This is a genomic window from Nitrospira sp. Ecomares 2.1 (assembly GCF_965152585.1).
Window position 1 is genome coordinate 1,764,526 of the sequence record NZ_OZ224219.1, and the last position, 14,398, is coordinate 1,778,923.

General features: G+C 54.6%; 8 protein-coding genes. All 8 read right to left on the minus strand.

Features of this window, described 5'->3' with window-relative positions:
• Positions 1-504 precede the first annotated feature (504 nt).
• The 8 genes from ACWHYD_RS07675 to ACWHYD_RS07710 all read right to left on the minus strand — a co-directional run bounded on the left by ACWHYD_RS07675 (position 505) and on the right by ACWHYD_RS07710 (position 14,312).
• Positions 505-1,281 carry a DUF3313 domain-containing protein gene (locus ACWHYD_RS07675; RefSeq protein ID WP_447965319.1) on the minus strand — a complete coding sequence of 259 codons (777 nt, stop codon included), beginning with the start codon at positions 1,279-1,281 and terminating at the stop codon, positions 505-507.
• Positions 1,282-1,694: 413 nt separating this feature from the next.
• Positions 1,695-3,761, minus strand: coding sequence for a transketolase (gene tkt / locus ACWHYD_RS07680; protein WP_447965320.1), 2,067 nt, complete (start codon positions 3,759-3,761; stop codon positions 1,695-1,697).
• Between the two features lie 21 nt (positions 3,762-3,782).
• Positions 3,783-4,592, minus strand: coding sequence for a polyphosphate kinase 2 (gene ppk2, locus ACWHYD_RS07685; protein WP_447965321.1), 810 nt, complete (start codon positions 4,590-4,592; stop codon positions 3,783-3,785).
• Between the two features lie 146 nt (positions 4,593-4,738).
• The gene (locus ACWHYD_RS07690) at positions 4,739-7,210 is read right to left on the minus strand and encodes a glycogen/starch/alpha-glucan phosphorylase (protein ID WP_447965322.1); all 2,472 of its coding nucleotides are present in this window, start codon (positions 7,208-7,210) and stop codon (positions 4,739-4,741) included.
• A 117-nt stretch (positions 7,211-7,327) separates the two neighbouring features.
• A complete protein-coding gene (glgX, locus tag ACWHYD_RS07695; RefSeq protein ID WP_447965841.1) occupies positions 7,328-9,433 on the minus strand; it encodes a glycogen debranching protein GlgX in 2,106 nt (701 codons plus the stop codon).
• Between the two features lie 166 nt (positions 9,434-9,599).
• Positions 9,600-10,214 carry a NapC/NirT family cytochrome c gene (locus tag ACWHYD_RS07700; RefSeq protein ID WP_447965323.1) on the minus strand — a complete coding sequence of 205 codons (615 nt, stop codon included), beginning with the start codon at positions 10,212-10,214 and terminating at the stop codon, positions 9,600-9,602.
• A gap of 33 nt (positions 10,215-10,247) precedes the next feature.
• Positions 10,248-11,690 carry a multiheme c-type cytochrome gene (locus tag ACWHYD_RS07705; protein WP_447965842.1) on the minus strand — a complete coding sequence of 481 codons (1,443 nt, stop codon included), beginning with the start codon at positions 11,688-11,690 and terminating at the stop codon, positions 10,248-10,250.
• Between the two features lie 213 nt (positions 11,691-11,903).
• Positions 11,904-14,312 (minus strand): phosphoketolase family protein, encoded by a 2,409-nt coding sequence (locus tag ACWHYD_RS07710; RefSeq protein ID WP_447965324.1) that lies wholly within the window; start codon positions 14,310-14,312, stop codon positions 11,904-11,906.
• Positions 14,313-14,398 lie beyond the last annotated feature (86 nt).

Here is a 14,398-nt window from a genome sequence, read left to right on the forward strand (position 1 = left end):
TCTTGGTGTTGGCCATGCCTGCCATTTTTCCGTGCTCAGGTACTGGAAGTATGCTCTGCGCGCAAAAATGACTGCGGCCTTCCCTTCGATCTGACTCAGGGCAGGGCTGGACAAACCCTTCGAAAGGCTCAGGACATGCTTTTTTTGACCGCCCCGAGGCCTCTGATATGAACCGTGCCTGTGGGTCAATATCCCCTTGGAAATTATAACTATTCAACACTCCCTGTAGAGCTCAGATCATAGCCGGTGGTGTTGATTTTGTTAATGCTGGCACGCGTACCTCCGACACATCTTTTTTCGAGTGAAAGAAAGTTTGGTGCGATCCTCACAATATGCCATGTAGATTCTTATGAGACGATGCAGGAGAGATTCATCCACGGTGATCTAATGGTTGATGCCCTCCCGACGTACTGATGCGATGAGGCTCATCAATCTTTGAGTGGCATTTCATCCCCTGACTTGGAGGGAATTCGTCAGCAATGTTCCGGAGAAACTGCAGGGTTTTCAATTTGTGGTTGGAGGAATCGGTGTCCTCCGCCATTCACGAAGCCGTTGGGCTAACTTATCTGCCCAATACTCAAATGCCTGGTGGGCGTCGTCCCAGGAATCTATCGACCCATCCAGAGTTCTGCCACCAACCCGACGATCCGCAGCGGCCATCAATAGGATTCCCGTGTTGCCATCGGTCAATTTCGCCTCGATGCTGGCGCGACCCACAAATGCCTGTGTCCCTGTGGCCAGTTTTTTCGCTCCGGATACCATGGCGGCAGGAGGAAGTATCGTCGACACGATATCCATCCCGACGTCGGATGGCTCGGCCTCCGTCAGGGCCAGTTCTATTTGCAACGCACCTGGAACAAGTTTGGGTACCACAAGAAAATCTTCTTTCAGTTTCCAAATGACTTTTGAACGTAGATCATCCGCCAATCGGTGTAATTCTTCCTGTGGTACGGTGGATTGTTTGGATATCAATACGATGGCCGGTTCCACATACACGGCCCGATAAATTGAAAAATCAGCTTGAGGGTTTTTGTACAACAGGAGAGCTTCTCCCTCCTTTCCCGGTTGGAGAATCGAATAGTCTCCGAGGAAACCAGAGAGTTCCACCTCCTTAGCCTGTTCGGTTTGGGCACATCCTGCTACCCCGGCCATAATAATCAGGATCGACACCATTACATGCCATTGGGCAAACCTAAGGTTTCGTTCAAATGGTAAATGCCGTTCCTCTCCATCCATATGAGATGTTCGATGGGGAGTGGAGCTTGTCACAGGTTTCTTCATCGGCCATCCCTTCTGGTTCATCTTGTAAGCCCATAGGTGAAAAGGGGCTGTGATAAAATGCTTCTTTTATTTTTCCCCTGATTCTGATTTTTTATGTGTGTGAGTAAAACATGTTTTCCCTCAATAAGTCATTGCGGGGATCTCTATCCTCCTGAGGGCTTGGCGGGTGCTTAACGTGAACCCTCCTTAGCGAGGATGCGTAGGCTGGCCATACAGACACCACCGACCAACTTCCAGATTGAACCGAATTTATGGTTCTGGCCCAACACCTTAATAATCTATATCGGGAATCCCCCGTGGGGTTTACCGTTAACGATCGCCGGGAGATGAACGCCTCGCACGTGTGGCCTCAATTCTCGTCGCAACTTAATGGTTTGTATGACCGGCTTTCCCCCAGGCAGGCGTCAGGTCTGTTATTTTTTGAGCTGGTCTTTCGCCGCATCGACGATGTGTTCAACCGTAAATCCAAATTTCTTGGTGAGTTCCTTGAGGGGAGCCGAAGCCCCAAAGGTTTCCATACCGATGATGCGCCCGGTTGATCCCACATAGCGCTCCCAGCCCAGAGTAGAAGCTTGCTCCACGGAAACCCGTGCGGTCACCTGTGCAGGGAGCACCGTTTCACGGTACTCGGGATGCTTCCGGCAATAGTACTCAAAGATCTCCCATGAGGGCATGCTCACAACGCGCGCATTAATTTTCTCGGCTTTGAGTCGCTCGGAGGCTTCCACGCACAGAGATACTTCACTCCCGGTCCCGATGAGAATCACATCCGGTTCCCCATCCATCGTATTCGTCAGGGTATACGCCCCTCTGGCCACACCGGAGGCTGAGGCATAGTGAGTCCGATCAAGTGTGGGAATGGTCTGTCTGGTCAGAACAAGTGCAACCGGCTCGTGACGGAATTGCATGATCACGCGCCAGGCTTCGACGACCTCGTTGGCATCGGCGGGTCGAATGGTGATCAGCCCGGGGATGGCTCGCAGGGAGGCGATCTGATCGACTGGCTGGTGCGTCGGCCCGTCCTCGCCCACACCAATGGAATCGTGCGTGAAAATATAGATGACGGGAATTTCCATGATGGCTGACAGTCTCATGGTTGGCCGAGCGTAATCGCAGAAGACCAGGAAAGTAGATCCGAATGCCCGAACCTTTGAGAGTGCCAGCCCATTTATCACGGCCCCCATCACATGCTCGCGAATGCCGAAATGCAAATTACGTCCTTGATAGGTGCCGGACAAAAAATCCCCGGCTCCGTCAAACGTCAATCGTGTCTTGACAGACGGGCCCAGATCGGCGGATCCCCCGATGAGCCACGGAATGTGTTGTGCGATGCTATTAAGCGTCTTCCCTGAGGAATCCCGGGTCGCCAACCCTTTGGCGTCTGCCGGGAATGACGGTAATCCCTTATCCCAGCCTTCGGGGAGTTGACGATGCTGCATTTTGTAGAGATGATCGGCAAGATCGGGATAGGCTTGCGTATAGGCCTCGAACCGGGTAAACCAGTTTTCCCGAATGGACCGTCCTCGTTTACCTATGCCTTCACGGAAATGGCCGGGCACTTCGTCGGGCACAAGGAATTTGGCATCTTCCGGCCAGCCATATCGTTGTTTCGTCAACCGGATTTCCTCTTCGCCAAGGGGTTCACCGTGTGCGGCACTGGTGTCCTGTTTGTTGGGCGCACCATAGGCAATGTGGCTATCCACGATAATCAACGTCGGCCGGTCCGGAGTGGCAAGGAAGGTGTTGAATGCTCGAGTCAGGATGTCCAGGTCATTGGCATCTCCTACGCGCGTGACATTCCAGCCGTACCCGATAAACCGGGTGGCGACATCGTCGCTGGTCGCCAATTCGGTATGGCCTTCTATCGTGATGTTGTTGTTGTCATAGATCCAACACAAATTGGAGAGTCGAAGATGTCCGGCAAGGGAGGCAGCTTCATGGGAGATTCCTTCCATCATGTCTCCGTCCCCGCAGAGCGCATAGACGCGGTAATCGAAGAGCGGGAAACCTTCCCGGTTGAACTGCGCCGCCATCCAGCGTTCGGCAATGGCCATTCCTACGCTGGTCGCCACACCCTGACCTAAAGGACCGGTCGTCATTTCCACCCCGGAGGTCCACCGGTATTCCGGGTGGCCGGGACATTTACTCTCCAATTGGCGAAACCGCTTGATGTCGTCCAGCGTCACCGAGAGATGGCCGAGCCGTTCGTATTTGGCATTGACGGCTTTGACCCCACAGAGATGCAGGAGAGAGTACAACAACATGGATGCATGGCCGATGGATAAGACGAAGCGATCCCGGTTTCCCCATATCGGATCATCGGGATCGAACCGTAGGAAGCGATTCCATAAACAGTACGCCACCGGCGCCAGCGCCATCGGCGTGCCGGGGTGCCCTGAATTCGCCGCCTGGACGGCATCCATGGACAAGGTGCGGATCGTATTGATACAGAGTTGATCAAGTTGTTTGTCCGGCATCATGTCAGTGCTCCAAGAGGTCTTTTAAAATTTCTCCGGGATGTACGATCTTCCCTGCATCGCCGCTTGATCGTCGTACTGGTATTTCTTAGATCGTCCGGGTAGTTTCACTTTTTCCCGCTTCACCCGTTTATAGGGAATCATGCTGAGCAGATGGCTGATGCAGTTGAGGCGCGCGCGTTTCTTATTGTCCGATCGCACGATGTGCCAGGGGGCATGTTTGGAGTCCGTGGCGTCCAGCATTCTGTCGCGTGCACGCGAGTACTCGTACCATTTCTCAAGTGACGGCAGGTCCATCGGGCTGAGCTTCCACTGGCGCAACGGATCCTCCACCCGAGCCTCGAAACGACGCCTCTGCTCGTCGTGGCTTACCTCGAGCCAGTACTTGATCAGGATGATTCCGGACTTTGTCATATACCACTCGACATTCGGAGCATGTTCGAGAAAGGCTTCGTATTGTTCCTTGGTGCAGAAACCCATGACGTGTTCGACCCCGGCCCGATTATACCAACTGCGGTCCCAGATAACGATTTCTCCGGCTGCCGGAAAATGCTGCATGTAGCGCTGAATATACATCTGGGTTTTTTCCCGGTCCGAAGGGGCGGGGAGCGCCACGACGCGGAACACGCGGGGGCTCACGCGCTCGGTGATAGCCCGAATCGTGCCTCCCTTTCCGGCTCCATCCCGGCCCTCGAACACGACCATAACTCGCAGGCCTTTGTGTTTGACCCAGGCCTGGAGCGTGCAGAGTTCGGCCTGAAGCCGACGCAACTCCTTCTCGTATTCCTTACGTTTGAGCTTCGATCCGGGTTCGTCCTTCTTTTTTTTTGACATGCTTGTTACCCTCCCTTAGTTGTGCGAACACGCAAAACGCGCTAAAAAGATTTTTCCATGATTCAAAGGGCCCTCCGGCCCCTCTGAAGCCGCCCGATAGGCATGTGGTTCCGTATTGAGGCCGGGAGCCGATCGCGACGCCACGATTACGGTACCGGACATGGTTTGACATTCCAGATATCGGCCGCGTACTCCGCGATAGTCCGGTCACTGGAGAACTTTCCAGAACTTGCGATGTTCATAATCGCCTTGCGTGTCCATCCATCCGAGTCGGCATACAGGTCGCAGACCCGCTGGTCAGCCTCGAGATAGGATGTGAGGTCCGCCAGGTGCATGTAGTGATCCCCGCCCGTCAGCAACGTATGAAGCAGGGGCGCGAAGACGCCGGGATCATAACGACTGAAGTGGTCGCTGGCAATCAGGTCCAGTGCCCTCTTGGTCTCGGTCTCGTGTTCATAGTGCCAGTGCGGACTGTACCAGCTACGGCTGCCGGCCACCTGATCCGCTGTCAAACCGAACAGAAAGAAATTCTCCTCGCCCGCTTCTTCCGCCATCTCAATGGTCGCGCCGTCTCGTGTGCCCAACGTCAGCCCGCCGTTCATCATGAATTTCATATTGCTCGTGCCGCTGGCCTCGTAGCCGGCGGTGGAAATCTGGTTGGAGACATCGGTCGCCGGGATTAGCCGCTCCGCGAGCGAAACGCAGTATTCCGGGAGGAACACGACCTTGAGGCGATCCTTCACGGCCGGATCACCATCGATGGTCCCGGCCAGATTGTTCAGAAACTTAATGATGACTTTGGCCAGATGGTAGGCCGGTGCTGCTTTGCCGGCAAAGAAAAATGTCCGCGGGGCCATCTGAAGCTTCGGATTTTCCCGCAGCCGGTTGTACAGTATGACGATCCGTAGTGCGTTGAGGAGTTGCCGCTTATATTCATGGATGCGTTTGATCTGACAATCGAAGATGGAGTCAGGATCAACGGTCTGGCCGCTCTCCGACTTGAGCCACTTGGCGAACGTGGATTTGGCGTCGCGCTTCGCCTTTCGGACCGCATTGCGAAACCCCTTGTCGCCGGCGAGTTTCTTGAGCTTTGTCAGCTGGGCGAGATCGGTGATCCAGCCGTCGCCGATGGCCTCCGTGATGGCGTGGGAAAGCGAAGGGTTCGCCATCAGTAACCATCGTCTCGGTGTGACCCCGTTGGTCTTGTTGTTGAACCGTTCGGGATACATTTCGGCCAGATCTTTGACCGTCATGGAGCGTAAAAGGCCTGAATGAATGGCTGCCACGCCATTGGTGCTATGCGATCCGACGATGGCCAGATTGGCCATGCGAACTTTACGTATCGCCCCTTCCTCGATGAGGCTCACATTGGAGAGCCGGTTTTCGTCACCGCCGAAGTGCGCCCGCGCGCGGTCAAGATGCCGGCGGTTGATTTCGTGGATAATTTCCAAATGCCGCGGCAACAAGAGTTCAAACCATTGATGCGGCCATTTTTCCAATGCTTCGGGCAGCAGGGTATGGTTGGTATAGGCCAGTGAACGTTGCGTCAGATCCCAGGCCTGGTCCCAGTCCTGTTGGGCCTCATCGAGGAGAATGCGCATGAGTTCGGGGACGGCCATCGTCGGGTGCGTGTCGTTCAACTGAATGGCGACTTTTTCCGGAAGAGCGTTCCAATCGGTATTGCCGCGTCGGAACCGCCGGACCAGATCGCCCAGCGAGCAGGCGACCAGGAAATATTCCTGAAGAAACCGCAACCCCTGACCCCGGATGGTGGAGTCGTCGGGATACAGCACACGGGTCAGCGACTCGGCCGCGAGCGTACCGGCCAAGGCGGCCACGAAATCACCGCTGCTGAACCGCTGAAAGTCGAAATAATCCGGAACCGTCGCAGCCCAGAGTCGGAGGGTATTGATCGTTTTTCCCCCGTACCCGATGACCGGACGGTCGAAGGGGATGCCGATGATGCTGGTAGGCCGCCCGGGGATCATGCGTAAAATCCCGTCGCGCAGTTCGAACGAACAGTTTAATTTCACTTCTACCGACTCTTCAAGCCGTGGCACTTCCCAGGGATCGGGACGCCGCAACCAATTATCCGGTTGCTCGCATTGCCAGCCATCCTTGATCGTTTGCTTGAAGATTCCATATTCATAACGGAGGCCGTAGCCCATTCCGGGAATCTGCATCGTCGCCATGGAATCGATGAAGCAGGCAGCGAGCCGGCCGAGGCCTCCGTTCCCTAACCCGGCATCCGGCTCGATCTCGGCGATGGCGAGAGGATCAAGGCCCCGTTTTTTCCCGGCCTCTAACGCCAATGGTCCCAGCAGTGCGTTGGTAACGTTATTGGCGAGTGACCGCCCAAGGAGGAACTCCATGGACAGGTAATACACCCGCTTGGGATTTTTTTTCTCGTAGGTTGTTTCGGTCTTGAGCCATCGTTGCGAGATCACATCGCGAACGGAGCGGGCCGTCGCCTCAAACTGTTCGCGGGGGTCGGCCTTCTTGGGGTCGATGACGTGGTCGAAGATCAAGTGTCGTTCATAGAGTGCGTCGTTCGTGCCGGAAAATTGGATGGGTCCGCACCCATACCCTGCAAGAATTTCCTTGATTCCGTCTTTCATCTTACCTCCAGGCAAAAAAGTACGAGTTCATCTAATCTGTCTTCTGGGTGCAGGATTGTCCCCAGGTTCGGGTGCCGGTCCGCCGGATCTTTTCCCGGATCGGCAGTGCATGAGGTTTCATCGTCCAGGTGATGTTGTTTGAGACCCGCTGGGGTCCAGGTGCGCGAACAGCACCACGACGGACCGTGTCTCGGTCCGGTACCGCCGACCGGGAATCGCCGGGGAAGATTTCCATGGTTCAATGTCATGCGGCGAATCCAGGGCGGTATCGATCCATCTGTACCAGATGTCGCCTTCCTCGTTATGTGCTGTGGGCAGCTCGAATTCCAGCGGCTCCCAAAAGGCATTCAGCATAAAGTGGACGAGGAGCTTTTCTTTGGGAAGTTCAACGGTAAAAGCGATGCTGTGTGAATTCGGGCCCCAGTCCGGTTGGTTGAGTTTGACACCGTGCCAGGCTTTATTCGCCTGTCGAATCAACTGGTTGAGACTCATCCGTTGCTGCTCTCGTTCAACGTCGCGCAGGAGACGCCGTGCATTCAGCAACGTGACAAATCGATGAACGTCGGCGTGCCTATGAACAAGCGTCCAATCGAACCAATTGGTTTCGTCGTCCTGGCAGTATGTATTGTTGTTTCCGTTTTGTGTGCGGCGGACCTCATCCCCCATCAAAATCATGGGAATCCCCACGGACAGGAGGGTCATGGCCAAAAAATTCTTCACCTGCCGGTTCCGTAACCGTTCCACGACCTCATTATCTGTCGGCCCTTCGATTCCACAGTTCCAGCTTTTATTGTCGTTGGCCCCGTCGCGGTTATCTTCGCCGTTAGCCTCGTTGTGCTTGTCGTTGTAGGAGACGAGATCATTGAGCGTGAAGCCGTCATGGCAGGTGACAAAATTAACGCTCTGTTCCGGCTCCCGTTCTTTATGCCCGTAGATCTCCGGACTGCCGATCAAGCGATCGGCGAAGCGTGCCGACGAACCTTCTTCGCCACGGAAGAAATCCCGGATATCGTCACGAAACCGTCCATTCCATTCTTTCCAGCTGTCTCCGATAAACGAGCCGACCTGGTACAGCCCGGCGGCATCCCAGGCTTCCGCGATGAGTTTCGTCCCGGCCAGGGAGGGGTCCGATTCAATGTCCCAGAGAATGGGGGGATTCTGCAGGGGCTGACCGGCTTCGTCGCGGGCGAGGATCGATGCGAGGTCGAACCGAAAGCCGTCCACGTGCATCTCCTCCACCCAATACCGGAGGCTATCCATGATTAAACGACGAACAATCGGCTGATTGGCATTTAAGGTGTTACCGGTCCCGGAGTAGTTGCTGTAGCAGGTCCGGTCCGGCTCCAGAATGTAATACGCACCGTTTTCGAGACCGCGATAACAGAGCGTGGGCCCGTCCTTGCCGTTCTCGGCAGTGTGGTTGTAGACGACATCGAGGATGACCTCGATCCCCGCTCGATGCAACGCCTTGACCATGTCACGGAATTCGTCCACGACGCTGGTCGGATCCTGGCGCGAACTGTACATTGGATGCGGTGCGAAGAACGAAACCGGCGCATAGCCCCAATAGTTGACTCGCCACGAAGGACAATCCTGTGGGTCGAAATGAAACACCGGCAAGAGTTCAACCGCGGTGATGCCGAGTACCTGGAGATACGGAATTTTTTCGATCAGACCGGCATACGTGCCCCTGGTGTTTCCCGCGACGCCTGAACTGGGATGTCGGGTAAACCCGCGCACATGCATCTCATACACGATGGTTCGGGTAGAGGGATGTCTGAGCGGGGTGTCGCCCTCCCAATCGTAGGCCTGCACATCCACAACCACGCTTTTCATGGCTTTTGCACAATTGTCTCCCGGCTGGGATGCTGCGACGCGGCTGTATTGCGTCGGCATCGCCACGGCTCTGCCATAGGGATCGAGTAGGATCTTCTCGGGGTCAAATCGCAGCCCTCGCTCAGGTTCGAAGGGGCCGTGGGCACGATAGGCATAAATCTGGCCGGGGCGAATCCCAGGGACGAAAACATGCCAATAGTGGTACGTCCGGTTTTTCCAGGAGTCGAGGGGAAAAATGGTAACCGGCTTCTTATCATCCGCGTGATCGAACAGCAGCAATTCCATGAGGGTGCAGTTTTTTGAAAAGACGCAGAAGTTGACCCCCTCAGGAGAAACGGTTGCCCCGAGGGGAAAACTTTTTCCGGGAGCGGTTGTTCCGGCTTGCATACTCACTTCCTGTTTGGCCCCCCTTTTCTGATTCTTCGGCATGGGTTTCCATCCTCAGGCAGAAATCCACACGCCCCACCCTGAACCTGTGACTGGTCTGGTTCCAGAGTGGGTCTCTCGCCTTTCTCTCCCTCGGCGTTGCTCCTCGGGGTTTGATGACTAATGGTTATTTGTTTGCCAGTTTGGCCAGGTCTTCCTTGTATACCGGCGTGTCCGATTCGTAACCCTCGGGGAGTGTATGGCCGATGCCTTTGTGGCAATCGATGCAGGTTTTTCCTTCACTCATGGCTTTCTGCATGTCACGTTGGGCTACAAGCGACTGGGCGTGCCAGTCCATGGCCTCATAGGAATGGCAATTACGGCATTCCTGTGAATCGTTTTCTTTCATCTCGAGCCAAACCTTTAACGCCATCTGTTCACGCTTGGCTTCAAATTTTTCTCGCGTATTAATGGAGCCGGTGATTTTACCCCATAATTCCCATGTGGCCTTAATCTTCCGAATGACCTTTGGTCCCCACTGCTTGGGCACATGACAGTCGGCGCAAATGGCGCGCACTCCCTGGGCGTTGGTGTAGTGAATGGATTGCTGATATTCCGGCAGGACGAAATCCGTCATTTCATGGCAGGCATTGGCACAAAAGGGGAGGGTATTGGACTGCTCCATGGCGGTGTTGAAGCCCCCCCAGAAAATAATCCCGGCTATTCCGCCAACGACGAAAATCGCTCCCAAGCAATATTTGCTGGAGGGGCTCCAAAACCAGTTCCAGAGTTTCGTAAGCATTGAATGATGTGAACCCTAAATTCTGTTTCGTGTTTACTTCAATGACCCTTTTCCGTAACGGGATTCAAATCCTTTTCGTACGGCGTCAAGCTGGTCAGGGTTCATCCCTTCAAAGTACCAGGCATGGCCGGGGATAGGTTTGAAATGCTTTTCGAGTAATGCCTGCGCTTCTTTTTCACCCGCGACCTTTTTGAGTTCCGGAATGAATTCGAAATAGGTGTGCTTGGCCACCTCATACATCCCATGCCACCACGTGTAATCGGGACCGCTCATGGAGGCACCGTGCCGCGCTCGACGACCTTCGTGATGCCAGATTTCCCACCAAATCCATTCGATCTTCTCGTCGAAGGGGGCTTGGCTGATTGTCCCGGCTTTCTGTAGGTCACCCATGATGGCGGAGATGGGCTTAGCAAATTTCTCGTTATAGAGGTCTACCACCTTATCAAACTGGTTGTAATGTCCCAATATCACCGAATCGGTGTGACAGGCCGTGCACACATTTTGCATTTTGAGACGACGTTCTTTCCACGTCAGCACTTCAACGACTTCTGACTTCTTGGCCTTGTCGCCGACTTTGGGCAATGGTTGCCCTTCCGGCACATCAAACTCACTGCCGTCTTTCAGTTTCACCAGATTGTTTTTGACGGAAATGGGTGGCCGCAAGGTCCAGGAGATCCGTTCGCCCACATTATGGGTGGGCTTTTCCCCCCCTCCGGCGCTCATATGGCAAGTGGCGCAGGTGGGTGCTGCCGAATAATCCACGCCGGCTTCCCATTTATCCGATTCGAGATTCATCTCAGTCGTTTTGGCGTGATAGATGATCCCATGCTTGGATTCGTTATAGACCTCGATTTGAGGATGATCCGGACCGACATGACATTTTCCGCAGGTATCCGGCGTTCGTGCCTGCGCTTTGGAGAAGCGGTGCCGACCATGACAGGCGGAACAGGAACCCCTAGACCCGTCGGGATTAATGCGTCCAATTCCGGTGTTGGGCCAAGTAGTGGGTAGGGGTTTTCCATCTTCACCAATTTCAATGGTTGAGCCGTGACATTGTTTACATCCGGCATTCACAGCCTCCGGGCCGCCAACGACCTCACCCAACAGATTATCGAAGGATGCCAGAATATCGCCGGCTTTCGAATGATGCGACCCATCCATCTCCTCGAACTCCGTGGTATGACAGCGTGCACAATCCTTGGGCGTCACAATAATGGAGATCAATTGCCCTTTATGCCTGAACCCGTCCTTGTCTTTCCCATCCGCTTTGTGACAATCAAGGCAATTCACCCCTCGTTGCCCGTGCATGCTTTGATTCCATTCCTGGTATAACCCAGGTGAATGTTTTCGATGACATTGCACGCATTCCTCACCGTCGGGATTTCCCCAATCCGTGCCATAGGTGCCGGCGGGTCTCGCCGCATTGGCTTCACCGGTTTCTCGAACCAGCATGCCGCCCCCGTCTAGCAACACCATCGTCGAACTTCCGATCAGAAGAATCACGATCGCACTAAACGATATCCGAAGAAAATTTCCTATCAAGGACCCGTTAGAGGTGTTCTTCATAAGTGTTCCTCACAGAACGTTAGGTTGATGGTTGTGGGTGATCTTCTGTGTTTGAGTGGCTTTCATTTATATTGATCCCGAAGTGTTGGTTTCTTAAATTGAGAAACGTATTTTTTCCATTACTCATACATTGTCGGATTCGGTGGAACTTTTTCTTCGCGCCGTTGTTCCGCGCTGCCCCCATTGCCAATTCGTGATCTCAAGCATATCTTCGCCGTGCTTCGAGATGTAGGTTTTGTGCTCCAGCAGTTTGTCGCGAATCGCCTGCTTGGCATAAGCGGCCCGGGACCCGAGTTGCGGCAGCCGGTCGATCACGTCACCGACGAGGTGAAACCGGTCGAGGTCGTTCATGACGACCATGTCGAACGGCGTGCTCGTCGTACCTTCTTCCTTGTAGCCGCGCACGTGAAGATTTTTGTGGTTCGTCCGCCGGTAGGTCAGCCGGTGAATAAGCCATGGGTATCCGTGAAACGCAAAGATAATCGGCTTGTCCTTGGTGAACAACGCATCGAAGTCCTGATCGGACAGTCCATGCGAATGTTCACTTTGTGGCTGCAGTTTCATTAAATTGACGACGTTAATGACGCGAACCTTTAATTCCGGCACATGGGTGCGAAGGAGGTCTACGGCGGCCAGCGTCTCCAGCGTCGGTACATCACCGCAACAGGCCATGACCACATCAGGGTCTCCCCCTTTATCGTTGCTGGCCCATTCCCATATTCCGATGCCCGCCGTGCAGTGTTTGATCGCCTGGTCCATCGTCAACCATTGCGGAGCAGGCTGCTTGCCCGCGACGATGACGTTCACATAATTCCGGCTGCGCAAACAGTGATCGGTGACCGATAGCAGCGTGTTGCCGTCCGGCGGCAGATACACGCGCACAACCTCTGCTTTCTTGTTCACCACGTGGTCGATAAAGCCGGGGTCCTGATGGCTGAATCCGTTATGATCCTGCCGCCAGACGTGGGAGGATAACAGATAATTGAGGGAGGCGATCGGCCGCCGCCAAGGAATGTCATTGCAGACTTTCAACCACTTGGCATGCTGGTTGAACATGGAATCGATAATATGGATGAACGCCTCGTAGCAGGAAAAAAACCCGTGCCGTCCGCTCAAGAGATATCCTTCCAGCCACCCCTGGCATTGGTGCTCACTGAGCATTTCCATTACGCGGCCGTCAGGAGCCAAGTGGTCATCGTATGGATAGCGATCGGCCATCCATGCGCGATTGGTCACCTCCATGGCATCCTGCCAGCGGTTTGAGTTGTTCTCGTCCGGACTGAACAGACGGAAATTGCGGCTCTCCATGTTCAGCTTCATGGTGTCGGCCAGGAATTTTCCCATGAGGCGTGTCGATTCGGCTGTAATAGCCCCCGGTGTTGTCACTTTGACGGCATAGTCTCGGAAGTCCGGCAAACGGAGGTCGCGGAGCAGGAGGCCGCCGTTGGCGTGCGGATTGGCGCTCATGCGGCGCGCGCCCTTCGGCGGCAGATCAGCGAGCTCCGGTTTCAGACGACCGTGTTTATCGAACAGCTCTTCCGGATTGTAGCTCTTCATCCACTTGTCAAGAATTTTTACGTGCCCGGGCTTTTCGTGCATCTCACCCATCGGCACCTGGTGGCTGCGCCAGTAATCTTCGGTCCGTTTGCCATCGATTTCCTTCGGGCAGGTCCACCCCTTGGGCGAACGGAGAATGATCATCGGCCAGCGCGGTCGCTCCTTGACACCCTTCGTCCGTGCCTGGGTCTGGATGTTGCGGATTTCTTCCATGCAGGTGTCGATGGTTGCCGCCATGATCTGATGCATCTTGTCCGGTTCACTGCCCTCCACAAAATTGGGCGTATAGCCGTAGCCGCGGAAGAGCTGGTCCAATTCTTCGTGGCTGATACGAGCCAGTACGCAAGGATTGGCGATCTTGTACCCGTTCAGGTGCAGGATCGGCAGCACGGCGCCGTCGGTTGCCGGGTTGAGAAATTTGTTGGAGTGCCAGGAGGTCGCCAGTGGTCCGGTTTCGGCCTCGCCGTCGCCAACGACACAGGCGACGATCAGGTCGGGATTGTCATAGGCAGCCCCGTAGGCATGAGAGACGGCATACCCCAATTCGCCGCCTTCGTGAATTGAGCCGGGGGTCTCGGGCGCCACGTGGCTGGGAATGCCTCCAGGGAACGAGAACTGCTTGAACAGCCGCTTCATGCCCTCTTCGTCCTGTGCGATGTTCGGATAGACTTCCGAGTAGGTGCCTTCCATGTAGGCATTGGCGACGATGCCTGGACCGCCATGGCCCGGACCGATAATGTAGATCATGTTGAGGTCTCGTGCCTTGATCGCTCGATTCAGATGGGCATAGATGAAATTCAATCCCGGCGTTGTCCCCCAGTGACCGAGGAGGCGCGGTTTGATGTGTTCTTTGGTGAGCGTCTTCTTCAATAGGGGGTTGTCGTACAGGTAGATTTGTCCGACGGAGAGATAATTTGCCGCGCGCCAATAGGCATCGATCAAGTCCAGTTCTTTTTTTGATAACGGATTCGCCATGCTGACCTCCTTACATTTGCATCATAAAAAAAATTTCTTCTGTGACAAAATTTCTTCTGTGGAACAATGTTTGTCGAATGGAGAAC

What these genes read in the sequence shown, in the direction of transcription:
- ACWHYD_RS07675 (WP_447965319.1), bottom strand. Translation starts at nt 1,281, where the DNA reads ATGAAGAAACCTGTGACAAGCTCCACTCCCCATCGAACATCTCATATG.
- ACWHYD_RS07705 (WP_447965842.1), bottom strand. Translation starts at nt 11,690, where the DNA reads ATGGTGTTGCTAGACGGGGGCGGCATGCTGGTTCGAGAAACCGGTGAA.
- ACWHYD_RS07700 (WP_447965323.1), bottom strand. Translation starts at nt 10,214, where the DNA reads ATGCTTACGAAACTCTGGAACTGGTTTTGGAGCCCCTCCAGCAAATAT.
- glgX (WP_447965841.1), bottom strand. Translation starts at nt 9,433, where the DNA reads ATGCAAGCCGGAACAACCGCTCCCGGAAAAAGTTTTCCCCTCGGGGCA.
- ACWHYD_RS07710 (WP_447965324.1), bottom strand. Translation starts at nt 14,312, where the DNA reads ATGGCGAATCCGTTATCAAAAAAAGAACTGGACTTGATCGATGCCTAT.
- ppk2 (WP_447965321.1), bottom strand. Translation starts at nt 4,592, where the DNA reads ATGTCAAAAAAAAAGAAGGACGAACCCGGATCGAAGCTCAAACGTAAG.
- ACWHYD_RS07690 (WP_447965322.1), bottom strand. Translation starts at nt 7,210, where the DNA reads ATGAAAGACGGAATCAAGGAAATTCTTGCAGGGTATGGGTGCGGACCC.
- tkt (WP_447965320.1), bottom strand. Translation starts at nt 3,761, where the DNA reads ATGATGCCGGACAAACAACTTGATCAACTCTGTATCAATACGATCCGC.